Source organism: Klebsiella sp. ZJOU C1 (genome assembly GCF_035620215.1).
Classification (GTDB): Bacteria; Pseudomonadota; Gammaproteobacteria; order Enterobacterales; family Enterobacteriaceae; genus Klebsiella; species Klebsiella variicola.
The window spans coordinates 3,138,623-3,160,687 of sequence record NZ_CP141644.1; the positions used below are offsets into that span (position 1 = coordinate 3,138,623).

Here is a 22,065-nt window from a genome sequence, read left to right on the forward strand (position 1 = left end):
CTCTGCCGCTGCCGGTGGGTTACGCCGCCGGCAGCTGTTTCTCCACCAGCGCCACCCACATGGCCACCCCGGGACTAATCAGCGCATCATTAAAGTCATAGCTGGCGTTATGCAGCGGCTTCGACGGGGTTTCGCCGTCGGTGCCTATCCAGAAATAGGCTCCCGGACAGGCCTCCAGCATGCAGGCAAAATCTTCGGAGGCCATCGACGGCGCCTGGTTCCAGCGCACCGCTTCCGCACCGAGGGTGGCGACGGCCACCTCGCGCACCTGCTGCGCCTGCAGCGCATGGTTTTTGGTCACCGGATAGCCCGGGAACCAGCTAATCTCACCCTGCACATCGGACACCTGCGGCTGGGTCGCCACATAGCTTTCGATAAGCTCGCGCACGCGGGCGCGAACGCGATTGCTCAGGCAGCGGAAGGTACCGCGCAGCACCACGGTGTCCGGCAGGACGTTGATCGCCTCGCCGCCGTTTATCTGGGTGATACTGACCACCGCGGAATCCTGCGGCGACAGGCGGCGGGAAGGAATGGTCTGCAGCGCCATAATCAGCTGCGCCGCCGCGACGATCGGATCGGCCCCGCTCTCCGGCATCGCCGCATGACAGCTCTTTCCGCGCAGGGTGATCTCGAAGGCGTCCAGCGAGGCCATCATTGCGCCATCGCTGAGCGCCACTTCGCCAAGGGGGATCCCCGGCCAGTTATGCAGCGCGTAGATGGCGTCCATCGGGAAGCGCTCGAACAACCCCTCTTCCACCATTTTGCGCGCGCCGCCGAGGTTCTCTTCCGCCGGCTGGAAGACAAAGTGGACGGTGCCGCTGAACTGGCGGGTCTGCGCCAGATGGGCGGCCGCCGCCAGCAGCATCGCGGTGTGTCCATCGTGGCCGCAGGCGTGCATCACCCCGGGACGGCGCGAGCGATAGCTGACGCTCCCCAGCTCGGTGATCGGCAGGGCGTCCATATCGGCGCGCAGGCCGATGACCGGCCCGGGACCGTTTTCCAGCGTCGCCACGACGCCGGTGCCGGCCAGCCCGCGGTGTACCTGCAGCCCAAACGAGGCCAGCAGCTCTGCAACGCGGCGCGAGGTCTCCTGCTCCTGATATCCGAGCTCGGGCGCGGCGTGAAATTCACGTCGCCAGCCAACGGCTTCGGCGATCAGTGACGGCGATACGGCCATGTATTACTCCTTTCCTGCATAGCGTAATGCTGAATAATCGGTCATGCGTCGCGTTTTTTCCCCGTCGCTCACTGGCGTCGGGTCGCTGCCGCTCCCTCCGTTATATCCTGTCGTTAACACGCTGACAACGTCACGAAATGCGGCGGCGGCGCGGCGTACAGCCCTGTCGCCGCCCGGCGGTCCTTTTTTGGTAGTGATTTCAACGGTGACAACGGCCAGGCGATTAATTATTATGCAACTCAGGACGGCAATTTGCCGAAGGATCCACTACTGACCTCTCCGTCATCGGAAATAAAATGTTTAACCCAGACCAGAATCGTCTTGCCCCCACGCTGGCGATGATCATGGCCGCGTCGCTCGTGGGATTTATCACCGGCTATACGGTGCCGTTAATCAGTCTTGAGCTGGCGCAGCAGCAGATCGCGCCGCTGTACGTCGGCCTGCTGGCCGCCCTGCCGCCCGCCGGCATGATGATCTCCTCTTTCCTCTCTCCTGCGCTGTGCCGGCGCGTTGAAATGGGCGTGCTGCTGAGCGGCAGTCTGATCCTGCTGGCGCTGGCGACCATCGCCTCATGCATGACCACCGATATGACGCTGCTTTTGCTGCCGCGCCTGCTGACCGGCCTGGCCTCCGGGGTCATTATCGTGCTGGGCGAAAGCTGGATCACCGGCGGCGCGGCGGGCAGCCAGCGCGCCACCCTCACCGGCATCTACGCCTCGGCCTTTACCGGCTGCCAGCTGGCCGGGCCGTTACTGATCTCCGTCGGCCCCGCCTGGCAGGCCTCGGCGCTGATGGCGATCGTCGCGGTCACCGCCGTCTGCCTGCTGATGCTGCGCCATCTGCCCACTGGCACCCGCGAAAGCCTTGGGGAGCGCGCCAGCTGGCGCAGCCTCGGCGCTTTCCTGCCGGTACTTGCCTCCGGGGTCTTCTGCTTCGCCTTCTTTGACGCCAGCATCCTTGCCCTGCTGCCGCTGTACGGCATGGACAAAGGGCTGAATGAAGGGATGGCGGTGCTGCTGGTCACCGTGGTGCTCACCGGGGATGCGATGTTCCAGACCCCGCTCGGCTGGCTGGCTGACCGGGTCGGCATTCGCCGCGTGCATCTGTCCTGCGCGGTAGTCTTCAGCCTGTCGCTGCTGGCCCTGCCGCTGATGCTCGGCTCGCGCATTCAGCTGATGGCCATTTGCCTGCTGCTGGGCGCCGCCGCGGGCGCGCTTTATACCCTGTCGCTGGTGCGGGCGGGGAAAACCTTCAATGGGCAGAAGCTGATTATGATTAACGCCCTGTTCGGCTTTTTCTGGTCCGCCGGCAGCGTCGCCGGGCCGGTAGTCAGCGGCATGCTGATCGGCATCACCGGCTACGATGGCCTGATCGTCACCCTGGTGGCCAGCGGCGTGCTGTTCCTGTTGATTCAATGTCTATGCAAAAACGAGAAAACCCTGCTTGCCAGTGAGCAGGAAGAGGAGATGGACGAGGCGACGGAGTCCGCACGGTAGTTTTGAGGGGCTGGCCTGGCGCCAGCCAGCCCGCTCGCCAGCAACCAGGCTGAGGTTTTACGCCATCAAACCTGCTCCAGGAGGACATCATGTTTTCATACATCATGCTTGGAACCAATGACCTGCCACGCGCCATCAAATTCTATGACCCGTTAATGGCGCTGCTGGGACACGTCAAAGCCGGCCGTAACGAACAGGGGGCGTCCTGGGGCACCTTCAACGGCAATCACACCTGCGGGCTGTGCGTGGGCGTTCCTTTTGACCAGCAGCCTGCCGGGGTGGGTAATGGAACGATGGTGGCGCTTAACGCCCGCTCCGTCGAGCATATTGCGGAACTGCATGCCCTCGCCCTGCAACTCGGCGGACGTGACGAAGGCGCTCCCGGTCACCGGCCGCAGTATGGCGACGCTTTTCACAGCGCCTACTTCCGCGATCCCGACGGCAATAAGCTGGCGTTTGTTTATTATGCGTCTGCAGATTGAATGGCTGCAGCGGAGGTGACTTTTTCAGGCGGAGATAAGGGAGTCAGGACGGCCAACTTCGCCGTCCTTATTTCACCGAAAATGGAATAGCCAGCAGCTCAAGCACGGCGGATTTTCTGAGCCGTCGGGTTAGCTACGGTGCCGCTTAAGCACAATTCGGCGTCGCGCATACAGCGTTTCCGCCGCCAGCTGAAAATGATATTCCATCGCCTTCAGCTTTTTCGTCTTGAGCTGTTTTAGTGGAATACCCTCGATATGCCCTGTCGCGACCAACCACCGGATTTCAGCCGTACTCAGCTTGAGCTGTTTTTTCAGTATTGATAGCAGGCTGATGCGAAATGGCTGACTGACTCTGACGCGCACCGTTATCCGCTGACATGCCATCAACGTAACCGACCATTGCTCGTGAATACGAAAATCAGGTTGCCCCGACGGCTCGGCGCGGTTGCGCTTCAGCGTCGCGAGGTCAGCGGCATAATAGTGAACCATGGCTGCATCGTTCTGCCTCAGGCGCTGAAGCAGTTCACGGTTTATCTTGCTGACGTGCAGCCTGGAAAACAGGGCGATATTCCAGGTGTAATCGCAGCGCGTGCATTTATAGATGCTCCAGATATCCAGCAGCTTCTTTTGCGAATTCACCCGGATGGCGCCGGAAGGCGCGAAGTCGCGTTTTACATTGCAGGCGGGGCAGCGTTTGGCAATGTGCTGATACCCCACGGGCGTGACCGTCCATGTAACTGTCATAACGTACCTTTTTTAACCCATACGAAACCGAGTCCGTTATTAACGGACCATGATTTTTGGCGTATGAAAAATAGTTAATCGCTATTTTTCAGTGGGTTAAAAAAAGATTTCCAACGTTATTTTCCTGGAGAAGTCCTCATCGGCACCCTGAGATTAACAAAGGGGTTATCGCGGGATATATGAGCCCAGTCAATGTTTGCGCGGATGATTAAAAGCTTCGTCAATACACCCAGAATGCTCAGCGGGCTGGCCTGGCGCCAGCCCGCTCGGTTTACAGCACCTTGCTGAGGAACGCGGCGGTGCGTGGGTTGCTCGGCGCGCTAAAGATCTGCCCCGGCTTGCCCTCTTCCTGAATCACGCCCTGGTCGATGAAGATCACCCTGTCGGCTACTTCACGGGCAAAGCCCATTTCGTGAGTCACGATCACCATGGTCATCCCCTCGCTGGCGAGGTTTTTCATCACCTCCAGCACGTCGCCCACCAGCTCCGGATCCAGCGCCGACGTGGGCTCATCGAACAGCATAATCGACGGCTTCATCGCCAGCGCACGGGCGATGGCTACCCGCTGCTGCTGGCCGCCGGACAGGCTCGAGGGCCAGGCGTCGCGCTTATCGCTTAAGCCCACTTTCGCCAGCAAGGCGTCCGCCAGGTCGATCGCTTGCTGGCGCGGCATATTACGCAGATTCATCGGCGCCATAATCAGGTTTTCCAGCACCGTCATATGCGGGAACAGGTTAAAGCGCTGGAACACCATGCCGACGCTTTCGCGCATCTTGTTGAGGTCGGTGGTCCGGTCGTGGGCGGCAAAGCCGTTAACCACCACCTCGCCTTCGCTGACCGTCTCCAGGGCATTCATGCAGCGCAGGAAGGTACTTTTTCCCGAGCCGGACGGGCCGATGATGCACACCACTTCCTGCGGTTTAATTTCGCAGCTAATGCCGCGCAGCACGTGGCTGTCGCCGAAGCGCTTATGTAAGTTATTAATGTGAATCACTTTTGCCAAACCTCTTTTCCAGACGGTTAACCAGCTGCGCCAGCAGGAAGGTGATCACCCAGTAGACCAGGGAGATGGTCAGGTAGGGTTCCCAGTAGGTGGCGTAGGCGCCGGAGACGGTGCGCGCGGCGTAGGCCAGATCGGCCAGGCCAATCGCCGAAGCCAGCGACGAGTCTTTAACAATGGCAATGGCGTTATTGCCCAGCGGCGGCAGAATGCGGCGAAACGCCTGCGGCAGGATCACCTTGCGCATGGTTTTCCACCACGGCATGCCCAGCGCGCGGGAGGCCTCCATCTGCCCTTTGTCGATCGACTGGATGCCGGCGCGGAAAATCTCCGACACATAGGCTCCGGCGTTAAGGGTGATCGCCACGATGCAGGAGAGGAACGCCCCGTAGCTGGCGCGCAGCTCGCGGGCAAAGTCAGCGCTCATCAGGCCGCCGGTTACCAGCAGGCCGTCGCGCGGGTTGATAAACAGCGGCACCAGCGCAAAGTGCACCACCATAATCTGCACAAACAGCGGCGTACCGCGGAAGGCGCTAACGTAAAAACGCACCGGAAACTGCACCAGGTAGCGGAGAATATATTTCCACGGCCCGTGCTCGGCCTTCGCCATCCGCCCGAGACCGAGAGTTAACCCCCACAGCGTCCCGAGGATCACGCAGATAATGGTACATTTAATTGTCATCAGGGCGCCGTCCACAAACAGCGGGCCGTACTCCTCGATGATCTCCCAACGGAATCCCGTCATAGTCCTTCCCTAAAAAATACGGCTATCGCCTGGGCGATAGCCGTGGTCACTGAAAAAGGTGGATTATTGCGCTGGCAGCGTCGGCACGTTGTCGTCGAACCAGGTTTTATAGATTTTGGCGTAAGTCCCGTCAGCAACAATCTTTTGCAGCCCGGCGTTGATCTTGCCCAGCAGTTCGCTGTTGCCTTTCGCCACCGCAATACCGAAATACTGACGCTCAAATTTGGCATCCGGCACCAGCTTGAACTGCTTCTCCGGGTGCTGTTTGATGTAGTACTTCACCACCCCGACGTCGCCAACCGCGGCGCTGACGCCGTCCTCAAACAGCTCCTGAAGCATCAGCGGGGTATTGTCGAAACGCTTGATCGCGGTGCTGTTTTTGCCCAGCACCTCAGAAACCACGATATCGCCGGTGCTGGAGTTCACCACCCCGACCTTCTCGTTTTTCAGGGCCGCCAGCGAATCCACCTTCGAGTCCTGGGCGACGACGATAGACTGCTCGGCCGGGAAGTACGGCGCGGAGAAATCGACCATCTGTTTGCGTTTATCGGTGATGGTGATCCCGGAGATGATGATATCGCGGTCGCCGGTGTTCAGCGTGGCGAAGATGCCTTCCCATGGGGTATTGACCAGCTTGACGTCAAAGCCTTCGGCTTTAGCGATGGCTTTGATGATGTCGATGTCGAAACCTTCCAGCTGTTTCTGGCTGTTTTCAAATTCAAACGGCCGGTAGGTGCCGCCGGAGCCAACGGTATAGGTTTCCGCAGCCGCCTGTCCGGCTGCCGTCAGCGCGGCCATCATGAAACACGCCTTGAGCAAATTCTTGACCATGAGATTTCCTTTTTATGCATTTATTTTGCATAAAAATACACACACTGACTTTTATATGCAACCGGAAACCTTCCCGCTGGTGAATTATCTCTTCAACTGCCCCGTTTACCGCCGGATTTACCGATGGCCCTGTGCAGGTCGTTGATTCGTTTCAGGGATTTCACCGTTTTTTGTGGCGTGGTGGAGGCCACCGACAGGACAATCATCTCCAGGCAGACCAGCACCGTGCCGTGCAGCGGCATCCGGCTGCTGTCCCCGCCGCGCGGGACGTCGATCACCACCTGCGCCTCCTGGCTGAAGCGCGAGTCCACCGCCTGGGTCAGCAGGATCGTCGGGATACCCAGCCGCTTCGCCTCGCGCAGGGTGGTCATCCCTTCGCGATGGGGGGATTTTTGCCCCATCATGATCAGCACATCGCCGCGCTGCAGGCCGATAAGCTGCTCGGCGAGGCTAAAGCCCGTGCGGTTCAGCACATACGCCGGCAGGCCAATGCGGCTGAACAGCCGGGCGGTGTACTCGGCGAGGATCCCCGAGGCGCCGATGCCGAAGATCCCTACCTGGCGCGCGTCGCTGAGCAATGCCACCGCCTGGGCCACCGCCGCGCGGTTGTCGGCCCGCGACAGGACCTCGCAGACCCGCTGATGGCCTTCAAGCACAAAATCAATACTGGAGTTGACGTCGCTGGAGAGCGCCGTGACCGTCGAGCGCATCTTTTCCGCCGAGGTGACCGAGGTGCCGAACCAGCGCTCCATGGTCTGCTTAAGCTCGCGCAGCCCGGCGAAACCCAGCGCCTGGATGGCGCGTACCACCGTGGCGTCGGAGGTCTGGGTCGCCGTGGCGATCTCCATCGCCGTATGCTCCAGCACCACCTCGCGGTTGTCGTTGATATAGCTGACCACGGCCCGCAGCCGGGGGGAAAGCTGGTGCGCCCGGGCGCGATAGCGTTCGCCGAACAGATCGACTTTGCCCTTCTCTTTTTTTACCGCGCTTTTCATTTGGCCTCCGCCGGGATGGGCCTGCCGGCAATATGCGACTGCACCTGGGCCACCATCAGAGACAGCGCGGCGTAGGAGTTAGAGATCACCTCTTCCCGTGGCAGCAAAATATAGTGCCCGGTGCGGCAGGCACGCAAAAAGTCACACCAGCCGGGCATCACGCCTTCCATCGCCTGCAGCTCATCCTGCGGCTTACCGCCGGTATCCGACCGCCAGGTGGCGAAGACAAAATCGGCGTCCAGCTCCGGCAACTGTTCAGCGCTGACGTCAATGCGCTGACCGTCGGGGATCCGCTCAATCAGCGGCGGAAAGCGGAACCCGGCGTCGCGCAGCACCCGGCCCAGCGCATGATACGAATGATGCACCGTGACCTTGCCGTTGTTCGCCTGGATCACGGAGACGCTGTACTGCGGTGGGTTGACCATCGCTTTCAGCTGTTTGATTTGTTCCTGATAGCGGCGCTCAAGGATCGCCAGCCGCGACTGGGTGCCGGTCAGCTGCGCCAGCTTGCGGTAAATCTCCGGGGCGCTACCCTGCAGATGGTCGATGCTCACCGTCGGGGCAATCTTCTCCAGCTGCTCTACCGACACGTGGCGGCTGGGCTCGGTGATAATCAGATCCGGCTTTGCGGCGGCTACCGCTTCCAGATCGATATCGGCGGTGCCAATAAAGCGGATATCGCTGTTGTCGAAATCGACACCGGTAAGCTGGGCGCTGGCGCGCAGATAGTGGCTGCCGTCCGGGCGCGTCCGGCCGTGGCTGGCGATCGGCGGCACCCCGAGCTCAATCAACGGAATGGTAATATCGAGATCGTGCATCGAAACAATGCGTTGCGGATGCAGCGGGACGGTGACCGTGCGGCCTAAATCATCGGTGAAAGTTTGAGTTTGTGGGGCGGCGGCGCTGACGGCCCCCGTCAGCAACAGCAGCAATGAGACGAACCAACGCATACTACCTTCCTGGTTAAAGGGCATCACGGCGACGCCAGAGCAAGACAACAAAGAATGGGCAGCCCACCAGGGCAATGACAATCCCCGCCGGGATCTGCAGCGGGGCAAACGCCAGCCGGCCAAGGGTATCGGTTACCAGCACCAGCAAGGCGCCAATCAGCGCGCTGCCGCACAGCAGCGATACCTGGCCGCCGCGCAGCACAAAACGCGCCATATGCGGCGCCATCAGGCCCACAAATCCCAGGCTGCCGACGCAGGAGACGCTGGCCGAGGTCAGCAGCACCGGCGCGAAAAAGCGCAGCATCGTCACCTGCTGCAGACGTACGCCGAGGCCGATGGCGGTCCGGTCGCCCAGCAGCGCCACGTCCGCCGCCCGGGCGGTACAGAACAGGATGATGGCCCCGGGCAGCGCCCAGCAAAAGGCCACCGCCAGCAGCGGCCATGTGGCGGCCTGCAGGCTGCCCGCCAGCCAGATCATCGCCGTCTGCACGTCGCGAACGTCGGCGGTGGTCATAAAGATGCCGACCGCTGCCGCCAGGGTCCAGGAGACGCCGATGCCAATTAAAATAAAGCGTGGCCGCGAACAGTCGCGCGCCAGCGTCAGGACCAGCAGGGCCACCGCCACGCCGCCGACCATCCCCGCCAGCGGCCGCCAGACCAGGCCTACCGCCGGGAAAAACAGCACCAGCGCCAGCACCACGATGTTGGCCCCCTCTTTGACGCCAATCAGCCCCGGGTCGGCCAGCCCGTTACGGGTGATGCTCTGCATCGCCGCGCCGGCCATCCCCAGCATGGCCCCGCACAGCAGCGCCATCAGGATCCGCGGCAGGCGGATATCAAACAGAATAAAGCGCGGCTGCTCGCCCATATCCTGCGGCGCCAGCAGGGCCCGCGCCAGCGTCGACGCGGGCAACGGAAAGCTGCCGCGGCTGAGGCTGTACAGCCCGAGCGCCAGCAGCATCAGCATCATGATGGCGGCAATGTTGAGCGCCGCCGGGCGCAGCAGCAGCTGGCGGGAGGCGATAACCAGCGGCCGAAAACCGGCCCGGTGAACGGCGCGCGTCATTTAAAAAACCTCGCGGCGATAAAGATAAACAGCGGCGCGCCCACCAGGGCGGTCATCGCCCCGGTCGCCAGCTCCTGCGGCGCGATCAGCGTCCGGGCGGCGATGTCCGCCAGCACCAGCACCAGCGCCCCCACCGGCGCCGCCAGGGGCAGCGCCAGACGGATATCTTCCGTCACCAGACGGCGCACCACGTGCGGCACCACCAGCCCGACAAAGCCGATCGGCCCGGCCACCGCCACCGCCGCGCCGCACAGCAGCGCAATCGCCAGCAGACCCAGCAGCCTCGTCTGGACGAGATTAATGCCAAGGCCCAGCGCCACCTTATCCCCCAGCGCCAGCACATTAAGCCGTGGGGCAATGAGCAGCGCGACGCCAAGGCCGATCAGCGCCGGAACCAGCGCCGTCTGCAGCGTGCTCCAGTTCAGTCCGGCCAGGTCGCCGGCCAGCCAGGTACGCATCGCCAGCAGCGTCTGTTCATCGAGGATCAATATCGCCGCCGTCACCGCCGACGCAAACGCTGACAGCGCCACTCCGCACAACGTGATGCGCAGCGGCGTCGCCCCGCCGCGCCCGGCAGAGGCCAGCGCCATCACGCCACCGAACAGCAGCCCCGCGCCGCAGGCGGCGGTCAGCGGGCGCCCGGCGGGAAAAGCGCCGAGAGACAGGCCCAGCGCCGAGGTCGCCACTACCGCCAGCGAGGCGCCGGCGTTAAGGCCGAGAATATGCGGCTCGCCAAGTGGGTTACGGATCACCGTCTGCAGCAGCAGCCCGGCGACGCCGAGCGCCGCGCCGGTCAGCAGCGCTGCCGCCAGCCGCACCAGGCGCAGATCGACGATGATTCGCTGGTCGAAGTTGCGCGGATTGTACTCCAGCAGCGCCTGCAGCACCGTCTGTGGGGCTATCCAGCGGGCGCCTAAGCCAAGATGCACCAGCGAGGCGGCGATAAGCAGTAGCGTTAGCAGCAAGAGCGCCAGTCGGGGGCGGGCATGACGCCGCGCGGCGTACAGAACGGCGGCGCTCATGCGTCAACGGCCTGGCGGGCGCGAAACGGCATAAAGAACGGTTTGCCGGTTTGCGGGTTAATCGACATCTGCACGTCAACGTCAAACACGCGTTTAATCAGCTCAGGGCTACAGACATCGTTGTCGCTAATCATGCCGGCGATGCGCCCCTGTTTGAGGAATACCAGCAGATCGGCGTAGTTCACGGCAAAGTTGAGGTCATGGAGCACCGTCACCACCGTGCGGCCATGTTCGCGGGTGAGAGTCTGGAGCAGCTCGAGGATATCGACCTGATAGCGCAGATCGAGCCAGGTGGTCGGCTCATCGAGCAGAATGGTGGCCGTTTGCTGGGCCAGCGCCATGGCGATCCAGCAGCGCTGACGCTGGCCGCCGGAGAGGCTGTCCACCGGCAGATGGGCGAATTCGGCGGTACCGGTTAAGCGCAGCGCCTCCTCCACCGCCAGCTCATCGGCCTCGGACCACTGGCGCATCAGCCCTTGCCATGGGTAGCGCCCGCGCGAGACCAGCTCGAAAACCGTTAACCCTTCCGGGGTCAGCGGCGATTGCGGGAGGATGCCCAGCTGGCGCGAGACGGCTTTCGTCGGCATCTGGTGAATGGCTTGCCCGTCCAGACGCACGCAGCCGCCGAGCGGTTTCAGCATTCTGGCGATGGTCGAGAGCAGCGTGGATTTACCGGAGCCGTTCGCCCCGGCCAGCACCGTCATTTTGCCGGTGGGAATGGTCAGGTTGATATCGTCAACGATCAGGGTCTGGCCGTATCCGGCCGACAGGGCATCCAGTACGATCCCCTGCTCTGCAGGTTTCACCCGCTGTGGCATAACTCGCTCCTGCGCCGCAGCGTTCCAGCCATCGCTGAACAGTCTGCAGTCAAACAAAAATAAATCTCATTCTCTTTTGATCATGACGGGGATAGATGTAGTAGTCAATACTCGCCATCGTCATCCGTCCGTCGCGAGCACTACAGCGAGACTGCGCAACAGTAAAACCAATAAAATCATTTAATATCAATAAAATAACAACAAACCACCTCATTGAAAAGACGTGATAACCCCGCCATTTCCCACCGCCAATTTTTTATCTTACATAACATTTACTACTACATCCCTTCATGATTGAATGATTCTCAATTACACATCTGAAGGCGCGTTCAGACGCTAAACAGAGTGCTTTTATTATTCAGGGCAATGATTTTATTGGCTTAATCTGACCGCAAAGGCAGATTCGTTCACGAGAAACAGATAATGACTCAACCCCATGTCGCCTGCAGAGCGTTGCAAGGGCGCGCGCTTTTTTCGCTTCTTTTTTTAGCCTCACCGGGATTAATGGCCGCCGACAATAGCGCGGCGAAAAGTAATAACGACGCGGAAGAGACCATCACCGTGGTGGCCGACGGCGCGCAGCAGAGCGCCACCAGCGGCTATCAGCCACTCAGCTCCGCCACCGCGACGCTGACCTCGATGCCGCTGCTGGATATTCCGCAGGTGGTTAATACCGTCAGCGATCGGGTTCTCGAAGATCAGCACGCCACCTCACTCGATGAGGCGCTGTATAACGTCGCTAACGTGGTGCAGACCAACACCCTCGGCGGTACCCAGGACGCCTTTACCCGCCGCGGCTTCGGCGCCAACCGCGACGGCTCGATCATGACCAACGGTCTGCGCACCGTGCTGCCACGCAGTTTTAACGCCGCCACCGAACGGGTGGAAGTCCTGAAGGGGCCAGCTTCGACGCTGTACGGTATCCTCGACCCCGGCGGGCTGATCAACGTCATCACCAAACGGCCTGAGCGGCAGTTCTCCGGTTCGGTTTCCGCGACGTCCACCAGCTTTGGCGGCGGTACCGGCAGCTTCGACGTCACCGGCCCCATCGAAGGCACGAATCTGGCGTACCGGCTGATTGGGGAATACCAGAATGAGGATTACTGGCGCAATTTTGGTAAAAACAAAAGCAGCTTTATCGCCCCTTCCCTGACCTGGTTTGGTGAACGGGCGACGGTGACCGCGTCCTATTCGCACCGCGACTACAGCGCGCCTTTTGACCGCGGCACTATTTTCGATCTGAATACCGGCCATGCGGTGAACGTCGATCGCAAAACCCGCTTCGATGAAGCGTTTAATATTACCGATGGCTATTCCGATCTCGCTCAGCTTAACGCCGAGTATCGCCTTAACGACGCCTGGACCGCGCGCTTCGACTACAGCTACAGCCAGGATAATTACAACGATAACCAGGCGCGGGTGGTGGCCTATGATTCGGCGACCGGCAACCTCACCCGCCGGGTCGACGGTACCCACGGTTCAACGCAGAAGATGCACTCCACCCGCGCCGACCTGCAGGGCAACGTGGTGGTAGGCGGTTTTTATAACGAACTGCTGACCGGCGTCGCCTATGAGAATTACGATCTGTTGCGCACCGATATGCTGCGCTGCAAGAACGTGAAAGGCTTTAACATCTATCATCCGGTCTACGGCACCCTCGACACCTGTAATACCGTCTCCGCCTCCGACAGCGATCAGCGTATCCAGCAGGAGAGCTATGCCGCATACGTGCAGGACGCGCTGTACCTGACTGACAACTGGATCGCGGTCGCTGGCGTGCGCTACCAGTACTACACCCAGTACGCCGGTAAAGGCCGACCGTTTAACGTCAATACCGACAGCCGCGATGAGAAATGGACGCCGAAAGCCGGCCTGGTCTACAAGGTGACGCCGAACGTCTCCCTGTTCGCCAACGTCGCCCAATCGTTTATGCCACAGTCATCGATCGCCAGCTATATCGGCGAACTGCCGCCGGAAGAGTCCACCTCTTACGAAGTGGGCGCCAAATTCGACCTGTTAAACGGCATTACCGCCAATATCGCGCTGTTTGATATTCATAAGCGTAACGTGCTGTACACCGAGAGCATTGGTGATGAGACGGTGGCCAAAACGGCGGGCAAGGTGCGTTCCCAGGGCGTGGAAGTGGATCTGGCGGGGTCCATCACCGATAACCTCAGCGTGATCGCCAGCTACGGCTACACCGACGCCAAAGTGCTGGAAGATCCGGATTACGCCGGGAAACCGCTGCCAAACGTACCAAAACATACCGGTTCGCTGTTCCTGACCTATGACATTCATAACGTCTATAACAGCAACACCCTGACCGTCGGCGGCGGCGGCCATGCGGTCAGCAAGCGCTCCGGCACCAACGGCGCGGATTATTATCTGCAGGGCTATGCGGTGGCGGATGTGTTCGCCGCCTATAAGATGAAGCTGCAGTATCCGGTGACGCTGCAGGTGAATGTGAAGAACCTGTTTGATAAGACCTATTACACCTCCTCGATCGGCACCAATAACCTCGGCAACCAGATTGGCGACCCGCGCGAAGTGCAGTTCACGGTGAAGATGGATTTTTAAGCCGGACCATGGCGTCGCGCCGGATGTTCATTGCCGGGCGGCGCTGCGCTTGCGCCGGCCTACAACTGCATAGCCTGGGGTCCTTCCCCTTCCTGTCGAGTTCGTAGGCCCGGTAAGGCGCAGCCGCCACCGGGCAAAAATGTGGCGCCTGGCGCCGGATGTTCATTGCCGGGCGGCGCTGCGCTTGCGCCGGCCTACAACTGCATAGCCTGGGGTCCTTCCCCTTCCTGTCGAGTTCGCAGGCCCGGTAAGGCGCAGCCGCCACCGGGCAAAAATGTGGCGCCTGGCGCCGGATGCCCATTGCCGGGCGGCGCTGCGCTTGCACCGGCCTACAACTGCATAGCTTGGGGCCCTTCCCCTTCCTGTCGAGTTCGCAGGCCCGGTAAGGCGCAGCCGCCACCGGGCAATGCGTTCAGCTTACCAGTCCTCCTCCTGGCCGAGGATGCGCAATATATCCTGACGATGCTGCAGCAGCTGCGGGTTATCGCGATGACGGGGAAAATCCAGCGGCAACGCGAACTCAGCGATAATCCGCCCTGGACGCGGCGACATCACCAGTACCCGCTCGCACAGCAGCAGCGCCTCTTCGATATCGTGGGTCACCAGCAGGCTGGTATACCCCTGCTGCTGCCAGAGGGCGATCAGCTCCCGCTGCATGCTGATGCGAGTCAGGGAATCCAGCTTACCCAACGGCTCGTCGAGCAGCAGCAGGCGCGGTTCGTTCAACAAGGCGCGCGCCAGCGCCGCACGCTGCGCCATCCCCCCGGACAGCTGCCGCGGCCACGCCTCGCTGAAGGCCTGCAGCCCGATGCGGTCAATCAGCGCGTCGGCCTTCGCCTCCAGCCCCTTTTTGCCCTGTGCCTGCGGGCCCAGCAGCACGTTCTGCCGTACCGTCAGCCATGGGTAGAGCGTCGGATCCTGAAACACAAGGATCCGCTCCGGCCCCGGGGCGCCGGGCGCCGCGCCGTCGATCTGCATCTGTCCGCTCTGCGGCGCTTCCAGCCCCGCCAGCAGCCGCAGCAGGGTTGATTTACCGCAGCCGGAAGGGCCCAGCAGCGCCACGCTTTCCCCCGGGCGCAGCTGCAGACTGATATTCTCCAGCACCGGTACCGTCTGTTTGCCAAGTGTAAACGCATGATGAAGATGGCTGATGGATACCGCCGCGCCGCGCGCTATCGCCGGCGAATCTGGCGTCGCTGTTACCATTGCATTCCTCCTCGCTGCCAGCTCAGCAGCCGGTCACGCAGCATAAATAATCCGCTTATCAGGCCGGAGCATAACAACGCCATCACCAGCAGCGCGGCGTACATATTCGGATAGGCCGCCCAGCCCTGGGCCCACTGGAGGTAAAAGCCGATCCCTGACTTCACCCCGACCATTTCGGCGACAATCAGCACCGAAAACGACGCGCCGAGCCCCATAAACAGGCCGACAAAGACGTTCGGCAGCGCGGCGGGGATCGCCACCCGCAGGATCAGGAAACGCTGGCTGGCGCCGAGGGTCCGCGCCACGTCGTACCACGCCTTATCAATGCCCATCACTCCGGACCAGGTCAGCACCGTGACCGGGAACCAGGTGCTCAGCGCGATCAAAAACACGCTGGCGCCGAAGCTCGAGGGAAAAATAAACAGGCACAGCGGCAGCAGCGCGGTGGACGGCACCGGGCCCAGCAGACGTAACACCGGATGCACCCAGTAGCCAATCCGTTGCGACCAGCCGATGGCCAGACCGGTGATGAACCCGCTGCTGGTGCCCAGCAGCACGCCGAGCCCCAGCAGCCCCAGCGAGTGCAGCAGGCTGTCGAGCAGGCGCGGCCAGTCGTCGTGCAGTACTTCGATCAGCGCCTGCGGCGGCGCGAAAAACGGCACCGGCAGCACGGCGCTCTTGGCGGTCAGCCCTTCCCAGACAGCAAACAGCACCGGCAACAGCGCCAGCCACTTGCCGGCATGCCGCACACGCGCGCCGCGCGCTCGCCAGTAGCGATAGCTCAGCGCCAGCAGCAGTAATCCACTGCCGAGGGTGAATTGCGCCAGCGCCCACCCTTCGCTAAACGGCCAGCGCCGCCCGGCATCGGGCCAGGTCAGAGTAAACAGACCGCCCAGCAGCCACAGCGCGGCGGCCAGCAGCCCTTCTCCCCACAGCGGCGCGCGGCCGGTGGGGCGCGCCAGAGCCTGCTCAGGCGAATACGTTGGCATAGATACTCTCCGCGAACTGATGGGGATCGGTACCCGGCTTGATCACCTGCACCCGCTGCAGGTCGACCGCGTACTGCGTCAGCTCTTTCACGAATGCTTCGCCCACCGCATGATGGCCGTGGCCCTGCCCGTGCAGGATGCCGCTCACCTCCGCTTCACTGGTGTTCAGGGCATGGGCGAGGAAGGATTGCGCCACGCTTTCCGGATGCGCTGCGGCATAGCTGTGCGCCTCAAGGATCGCCTGAGTGAGCGCGGCGGCCGCCGGTTTATGGTCCCGCGCCAGACTCCCGCTCACCCCCAGCACGCAGCAGCTGAGGTTGGCATAATCCCCGGTCATATTGCTGGCGATCAGCTGATACTTGCCGGTCTCCAGCAGACGATAGCTGAATGGCTCGCTGCCGCTGATGGCGGCGATTTCGCGCTTGTCCAGCGCCACGCTGAGCAGATCCGCCGGGTAGACTTTCCACTGCACGTCGCTGATCGGGTCGATACCGTGGCGCTTAAGCAGAATGGCGAAGAAGTTTTTATCCGGCCCGGCCATGTCGGTGACGCCGATGGTTTGTCCCTTCAGGCTCTCGAGGCCGCCGAACGGCGAGTCTTTGGCCGTCAGCAGGTTCAGACAGCCGCCGTGGGTCCCGGCGGTGAGCTTGACGTCAAAGCCCTGCTCCAGCGCCTTCAGCCAGCGCAGCGCCATCCCCACCCCAGCGTCGGCCTTACCGGTGGCGATCGCCTCCAGCAGCACATCAGTGGAGTTGCCGAAGTTAACAAACTCAACGTCGAGGTTATATTTACTGAAAATCTTCTGCTGCTCGGCGACGGCGACCGGCGCGAGGCATACCGCGCTTTTATTGATCGCCAGCTTGATCTTGTAGGGCTCTGGCAGGCGCAGCGCCGGATGGGCATCGCCGCTGGCCATGTCCGCCATATCGTGAGCCCACAGCGGCAGAGAGACCCCGGCCAGCGCCAGGCCGCCGCTGAGCTGTAAAAAACGGCGGCGGGAAAAAGTGTTTCTGGTCATGGTGTCACCTCGGCGGCGGGCACGCTAAAGCTGGGGTCAAAGGTCGGCTTCACGTCCAGCCGGGTGCGGATCAGGCCGTTGGCGAGATAAAAGTCCGCCGTTGCCTGCTGCTGGGTCACCGTTTCCTCTGCCAGCGGCTGCCACTGCGACTGGCGGTTGGCAAACTGCGCGCGGGCGATCTCCGCCGGGAAGCGGATGATCTCCCCCAGCGTTTTGCCGTAGCTGTCGAGATTGGCGTAGGCCCAGCGCTCGGCGCCGGCCAGGCGCTGGAGATAATCCTGCAGCGCGGCGCGTTTTTGCGGATCGTTAAGCGCGGAATCCGTTGCCGCGAGGAAGGTATTCCCCGGCAGCAGCCCTTTGCCGCTCACCAGAATCTGCCCCTCGTTGGTCTTCACCATCTGGGTGGTGTAGGGCTCCCAGGTCGCCCAGGCGTCTACCGAACCGTTAAGCAGCGCCACTTTGGCGTCCACCGGGCCGAGGAACACCCACTGCACCTCCTTCGGTGAAATCCCCGCCTGCTCCAGCGCTTTCAGCGCCACGAAATGACCAATCGACCCTTTACCGGTGGCGATGCGTTTGCCTTTTAAATCGGCGCCGCTTTTTAACGTGCTGCCGGGGGAAACCAGCACCGCGGTCCCCGCCGGGTTGCTTTTATCCACGGCAATGGCCTTGACCGGCGCACCGTTGGCCAGAGCAAACAGCAACGGCGCATCGCCGATGATCCCCGCGTCCACGGCGCCCGCGTTGAGGGCTTCCGCCAGCGGCGCGGCGGCCGGGAACTCGGCCCACTTAATGTCGTAAGGGAGATTTTGCAGGGCGTTGGCCGCCTCCAGCTGCGAACGCATGCCGCCTTTTTGATCGGCGATCCGCAGGGTGATCCGCTCCTGCGCTGTCGCGTAGCCGCCCAGCGCCAGCAGCATCAGCGCTGCCGCCACCCGGCCTGAAAATGATAGACGCATCGTGATTATCCTTGTGATTGAAAGACGAAGTTGCCGGCTGCCAGCCAGGCGCTGTCGCTCTGTGGGGTATGTACCCGTCCGCAGAGCACGTTGCGGTAGTGGCGTTCCAGCGGGTTCTGTCGGCTCAGGCCATGATTGCCGGTCAGCTCGAGCGCAATATTCACCGCCTGAATGGCGTTGTCGGTGATGGTGACTTTCGCCAGATTGGCCTCGATAGCGGAAAAGCGCAGCGCGGCGGCCTGCTCCAGCAGGCTGCGGTTGACCAGCAGCAGCCCGGCGATCTGCCCGACTTTCTCCTGCACCCGTGGCAGACGAGAGAGCGGATGACCGAGACCGGCGGGTACCCGTCCCGCCAGCCACCTCACCAGCCAGTCGTGAGCGGCGTGGGCAATGCTGTCATAGATCGCCGCCAGCAGCGCCGTCTGCCGGTTGGCGAACAGGCGAAACGGTTCGGCCTCCGCGGCGGGTGGCGCATCGGCCGGCCAGACATCCACCGCGTGCTCTGCCGCCACCCGCACGTGGTTAAAAATAACTTCATGGCTGCCGGTGGCCCGCATCCCGGCGTGATCCCAGCTTTTCACCACGCTGATACCCGGGCTGTCGCCAGCCACCAGCCAGGTGCCCACCAGCGGCGGGTTATCATCGCTTCTGGCCCACACCGCCAGCCAGCGCAGCCCTTCAATGCCGGTGGTATAAATTTTATGGCCGCTGATGTCCCAGCCCTCCGCGCGACGGGTCGCCACGGTGTCCGGCAGGCCGCCCCGCGCCGGGGATCCCAGCTCCGGCTCGACGCGCAGGCTGTTGATCAGGCCACCGTGTTCGACAGCATCGTGAAAAACCTGCTGGCGCAGCGGCGCGTGCCAGGCGTCATTTTCCGCCAGCCGCAAATGGTGCAGATACTGCATGCAGACAATCAGCGCTGTCGCCGGCTCTCCCCAGGCGATGGCGGCGATGACCTGCTGCAGCTGGGCCAGAGTGGCGCCCGCGCCGCCGCAGGATGACGGCACGGCGAGACTTAACCAGCCCCCCGCGCGCAGATGGTCGATATTACGCTGGGGAAAGTCGCCGCTGGCATCAAGGCTGGCCGCCTGCTCCGCCATCTGCTGGCGGAGCGCCGTCAGCTGCCGGGCCCAGTCGTCGCGCTCAGGATGGATCACGATGCGCGCTCCGCCACCGCACGCCGGGCAGCTTTTTCCCGGGCGATCGGCAGCAGCGCCCGGCCATAGTCGGCCGCGTCGTTCAGCGGATCGAAGCCGCGGATCAGGAAGTTACGCACGCCGAGGTCGTAGTAATCGAGCAGCGCATCCGCCACCTGCTCCGGGGTGCCCACCAGGGCGGTGGAGTTATGTCCGCCGCCCACCAGTTGGGCGATGCCGGTCCACAGACGTTTGTCCACCACCCTGCCCTGCGCCGCGGTGGCCCGCAGCCGCTGGGCGCCGATGCTGTCCGGTTTGGCTTTGAAACCCCCTCCGCGCTGTGCCGCCTGCTCGGTGGCGACGTGAAGGATATGCTCGGCTTTCTCCCAGGCTTCGGCTTCGCTGTCGGCGATAATCGGCCGGAACGAGACGCTGAAGCCGATATCACGCTGGTGTTTCGCCGCTTCGGCGCGCACGCGCTGGATGGTCTCTCCGGTTTGCGCCAGCGACTCGCCCCACAGGGCGAAGACGTCGGCATGTTTGCCGGCGACGGCGATGGCCGCTTCCGACGAGCCGCCGAAGTAGATGGGAAGATGCGGTTTTTGCAGCGGGCGAATGGCGGACCAGGCCTGCTCGGCCTGATAAAAATCGTTGTGAATATCCACCGGCTGCTCGCTGGTCCACACCTGGCGCACGGTGTCGAGGAAGGCGTCGGTGCGGGCGTAGCGCTGGTCGTGGTCGAGATAATCGCCATCCCGGCGCTGCTCGGCATCGTTGCCGCCGCTGATGATATGCACCGCCAGCCGGCCCCCCAACAGGTGCTCAAGGGTGGCGAATTTGCGCGCGGCGAGGGTTGGCGAAACAAAACCGGGGCGATGAGCCAGCAGGTAATGGATTTTCTGCGTCGACAGCCCCGCCAGGGCCGTCACCAGAAAGCCGTCGGGTTGATCGGACCAGTGGCCGACCAGCAGACGATCAAACCCGGCGGCTTCATGGGTTTGCGCAAAGCGAACGATATAGTCGCGGTCAAAGATCGGCCCCACCGGGGCAATCGTTTCGGAAGAGAGGCGGTGGCCAATCATGCCGAGAAACTGAATGCTCATGAACAACTCCTTGCGTCAGGGTAATGGAGTGGCCGCGACAGCGGCGCTGGTCATTACCCTATACAGAGTGTGTTAATGAGCAAAATGCATTTTTATCATATCTTAATATGCTGAATTAGCATTAAACAAAAATGCATAGTGCTTTCAGTCGGATACTGTCAGCTGCTGCACCACTTTGCTGGCGAAAAAGGTCAGCGGCGGCTGCAGGTTTGCCAGATACTGGGCGTGGATCAGCCACAGTGAGACCGCAGGCTGAAAATCGCTGAGATTGAGGACCGCGATCTCGTCCCGCCACGGGCTGCAGGCCAGCGCCGCCCGCGGCACCAGACCCAGCCCCTGTCCCTGCGCCACCAGCGCTATCTGCAGCTGCGCGCCCGCGCTTTCGACATTGAGCTTCAACCGCAATCCCTGACTCTGCAGCTCGCGAATGAGCCCGGCGCGCAGGCCACAACCGTCGGGGTTAAGGATCCAGCCCTGTTCGGCGCACTCCCGCAGGGATGACGCGCGCAAATTCAAACGCCGGCTGACGATCGGCACCACCTCCAGGGGACACAGCAGGCGCCCGCTATAGCCCTCGGCGAAGCTTTGCTGGGCCGGCCCCATCGCCAGCATGCCGTCCAGCTCGCCGTTTTCCAGCCGACGCTGCAGCTGTCCGCTCCAGCCGCAGGTGATCTGCGGCGACAGTCCGGGAAACTGCTGGCTCAGCGCTGACAGCGCCGCCGGCAGGGCAATCTCGCTGAGACTCTGCGGCACACCGAGACGCAGCGCGCCGCGCGGCTCGCCTTGCGGATCCAACAGGCTGTAGAGTTTTTTCGTCTCACGCTTAATGCTCAGACACTGCTCGTACACCCGGTGTCCGGCGGCGGTCAGGGTCAGCGGGCGGGTCTGGCGCTCCAACAGCGTCACGTTCAGCTCCTGTTCCAGACGCTGAAGACGCCGGGTGATGGCCGACTGGGTGATCCCCAGATATTCCGCGGCCTGATTGAGGGAGGAAAACTGCACCGTGGCCAGCAAAGCGTCAATATCGTCAATGCGCATAGGATCCTTATGTGAAATTTGCATATTAATATATGCGTAAATTGCATTTAAATAATATTAACGCCTCTGTTAGCGTTTTGACCAGTCCCTCTCACAGGAACCGCACATGACTGCACCACGACTGGAAAAATTACGCCATTTCATTCATGAGGTAGACCGCCTGCACCGTGAGCACCACCAGACCGCCCCGCTGCTTGACGCCGTGGCGCAGCGACTGGCGGCGCTGGTGCGTTACGACGACTGGCTGCCGGAAGAGTACACCCTGCCGCATCCGCACCATTACCAGCAGTATCTGCTGCATGCCGACTCCGGGGAGCGCTTCTCGATTGTCAGCTTCGTCTGGGGACCGGGGCAAGCGACGCCGATCCATGACCACCGGGTGTGGGGGGCCATTGGTATGCTGCGCGGCGCGGAGGAAAACCAGCGCTACCAGCTGGATGCCGATGGCATACCGCGCGCGCTGGGCGCCGCCACGCTTCTGGAAGCAGGCCAGGTGGAGAAAGTCTGCGCTGACGATGGCGATATTCATCGCGTCAGCAATGCGCTGGCGGATCGCGTCTCCATCAGCATTCACATCTACGGCGGCAATATCGGCGCGGTGAAGCGCGCCGTGTATACCCCGGAAGGGCAGCAGAAACCGTTTATCTCCGGCTACTCTAACCGCCATTTACCCAATATCTGGGATTTGTCCCGCGAACATCAAGGATAACCAC

The 22,065-nt window shown here is 62.1% G+C and carries 19 protein-coding genes and 2 pseudogenes; 4 read left to right on the plus strand and 17 right to left on the minus strand.

Features of this window, described 5'->3' with window-relative positions; translation table 11 throughout:
- Positions 1-19 precede the first annotated feature (19 nt).
- Positions 20-1,177, minus strand: a complete 1,158-nt coding sequence (locus SPE70_RS15090; RefSeq protein WP_008804517.1) for a M20 aminoacylase family protein — start codon at positions 1,175-1,177, stop codon at positions 20-22.
- Positions 1,178-1,473: 296 nt separating this feature from the next.
- On the opposite strand from SPE70_RS15090, the gene SPE70_RS15095 reads away from it, so the two are divergent.
- Together SPE70_RS15095 and SPE70_RS15100 are read left to right on the plus strand one after the other, a co-directional pair.
- Positions 1,474-2,673, plus strand: a complete 1,200-nt coding sequence (locus SPE70_RS15095; RefSeq protein WP_012541437.1) for an MFS transporter — start codon at positions 1,474-1,476, stop codon at positions 2,671-2,673.
- A gap of 89 nt (positions 2,674-2,762) precedes the next feature.
- Positions 2,763-3,155, plus strand: a complete 393-nt coding sequence (locus SPE70_RS15100) for a VOC family protein (RefSeq protein WP_032733186.1) — start codon at positions 2,763-2,765, stop codon at positions 3,153-3,155.
- A gap of 129 nt (positions 3,156-3,284) precedes the next feature.
- Here SPE70_RS15100 and SPE70_RS15105 read toward each other — a convergent pair whose 3' ends face one another.
- The 9 genes and pseudogenes from SPE70_RS15105 to SPE70_RS15145 all read right to left on the minus strand — a co-directional run bounded on the left by SPE70_RS15105 (position 3,285) and on the right by SPE70_RS15145 (position 11,326).
- The gene (locus SPE70_RS15105) at positions 3,285-3,872 is read right to left on the minus strand and encodes a DUF1062 domain-containing protein (RefSeq protein ID WP_162822791.1); all 588 of its coding nucleotides are present in this window, start codon (positions 3,870-3,872) and stop codon (positions 3,285-3,287) included.
- A 298-nt stretch (positions 3,873-4,170) separates the two neighbouring features.
- A complete protein-coding gene (locus tag SPE70_RS15110; RefSeq protein ID WP_064170351.1) occupies positions 4,171-4,893 on the minus strand; it encodes an amino acid ABC transporter ATP-binding protein in 723 nt (240 codons plus the stop codon).
- Complete coding sequence (locus tag SPE70_RS15115) at positions 4,880-5,644, minus strand: amino acid ABC transporter permease (protein WP_008804505.1); 765 nt, start codon at positions 5,642-5,644, stop codon at positions 4,880-4,882. The genes SPE70_RS15110 and SPE70_RS15115 overlap by 14 nt, the downstream gene beginning before the upstream one ends.
- 63 nt (positions 5,645-5,707) lie before the next feature.
- On the minus strand, positions 5,708-6,475 hold the full coding sequence (locus SPE70_RS15120; protein WP_004203029.1) for a basic amino acid ABC transporter substrate-binding protein: 768 nt from the start codon (positions 6,473-6,475) through the stop codon (positions 5,708-5,710).
- Positions 6,476-6,567: 92 nt separating this feature from the next.
- Positions 6,568-7,501 (minus strand): annotated as a pseudogene (locus SPE70_RS15125) (MurR/RpiR family transcriptional regulator).
- Positions 7,467-8,444: an iron-siderophore ABC transporter substrate-binding protein gene (locus SPE70_RS15130; protein WP_163594491.1), complete on the minus strand. Its 978-nt coding sequence runs from the start codon at positions 8,442-8,444 to the stop codon at positions 7,467-7,469. Before SPE70_RS15130 ends, SPE70_RS15125 begins: the two are co-directional and overlap by 35 nt.
- Complete coding sequence (locus SPE70_RS15135) at positions 8,434-9,486, minus strand: FecCD family ABC transporter permease (RefSeq protein WP_072123059.1); 1,053 nt, start codon at positions 9,484-9,486, stop codon at positions 8,434-8,436. Before SPE70_RS15135 ends, SPE70_RS15130 begins: the two co-directional genes overlap by 11 nt.
- Positions 9,483-10,508, minus strand: coding sequence for a FecCD family ABC transporter permease (locus tag SPE70_RS15140; protein WP_064170327.1), 1,026 nt, complete (start codon positions 10,506-10,508; stop codon positions 9,483-9,485). The genes SPE70_RS15135 and SPE70_RS15140 overlap by 4 nt, the downstream gene beginning before the upstream one ends.
- Positions 10,505-11,326 (minus strand): ABC transporter ATP-binding protein, encoded by an 822-nt coding sequence (locus SPE70_RS15145; protein ID WP_022066098.1) that lies wholly within the window; start codon positions 11,324-11,326, stop codon positions 10,505-10,507. The genes SPE70_RS15140 and SPE70_RS15145 overlap by 4 nt, the downstream gene beginning before the upstream one ends.
- Before the next feature lie 504 nt (positions 11,327-11,830).
- On the opposite strand from SPE70_RS15145, the gene SPE70_RS15150 reads away from it, so the two are divergent.
- The gene (locus SPE70_RS15150) at positions 11,831-13,903 is read left to right on the plus strand and encodes a TonB-dependent siderophore receptor (protein ID WP_072123058.1); all 2,073 of its coding nucleotides are present in this window, start codon (positions 11,831-11,833) and stop codon (positions 13,901-13,903) included.
- 417 nt (positions 13,904-14,320) lie between these two features.
- Here the strand turns inward: SPE70_RS15150 and SPE70_RS15155 are convergent, their stop codons facing one another.
- The 7 genes and pseudogenes from SPE70_RS15155 to SPE70_RS15185 form a co-directional block, all read right to left on the minus strand.
- Entirely contained in the window at positions 14,321-15,109 is a 789-nt protein-coding gene (locus tag SPE70_RS15155; protein WP_012541422.1) for an ABC transporter ATP-binding protein, read from the minus strand.
- Positions 15,103-16,098, minus strand: coding sequence for an ABC transporter permease (locus SPE70_RS15160; RefSeq protein WP_012541421.1), 996 nt, complete (start codon positions 16,096-16,098; stop codon positions 15,103-15,105). Before SPE70_RS15160 ends, SPE70_RS15155 begins: the two co-directional genes overlap by 7 nt.
- Complete coding sequence (locus tag SPE70_RS15165) at positions 16,079-17,116, minus strand: ABC transporter substrate-binding protein (RefSeq protein WP_032733194.1); 1,038 nt, start codon at positions 17,114-17,116, stop codon at positions 16,079-16,081. Before SPE70_RS15165 ends, SPE70_RS15160 begins: the two co-directional genes overlap by 20 nt.
- Positions 17,113-18,075 carry an ABC transporter substrate-binding protein gene (locus tag SPE70_RS15170; protein WP_008804495.1) on the minus strand — a complete coding sequence of 321 codons (963 nt, stop codon included), beginning with the start codon at positions 18,073-18,075 and terminating at the stop codon, positions 17,113-17,115. The genes SPE70_RS15165 and SPE70_RS15170 overlap by 4 nt, the downstream gene beginning before the upstream one ends.
- Positions 18,076-18,080: 5 nt before the next feature.
- Positions 18,081-19,232 (minus strand): acyl-CoA dehydrogenase family protein, encoded by a 1,152-nt coding sequence (locus SPE70_RS15175; protein WP_023322821.1) that lies wholly within the window; start codon positions 19,230-19,232, stop codon positions 18,081-18,083.
- A pseudogene (locus SPE70_RS15180) lies at positions 19,219-20,314 on the minus strand (LLM class flavin-dependent oxidoreductase). Before SPE70_RS15180 ends, SPE70_RS15175 begins: the two are co-directional and overlap by 14 nt.
- 144 nt (positions 20,315-20,458) lie before the next feature.
- Positions 20,459-21,352 (minus strand): LysR family transcriptional regulator, encoded by an 894-nt coding sequence (locus tag SPE70_RS15185; RefSeq protein ID WP_032733195.1) that lies wholly within the window; start codon positions 21,350-21,352, stop codon positions 20,459-20,461.
- A gap of 106 nt (positions 21,353-21,458) precedes the next feature.
- On the opposite strand from SPE70_RS15185, the gene SPE70_RS15190 reads away from it, so the two are divergent.
- The gene (locus SPE70_RS15190) at positions 21,459-22,061 is read left to right on the plus strand and encodes a cysteine dioxygenase family protein (protein ID WP_064170329.1); all 603 of its coding nucleotides are present in this window, start codon (positions 21,459-21,461) and stop codon (positions 22,059-22,061) included.
- Positions 22,062-22,065: the final 4 nt, after the last annotated feature.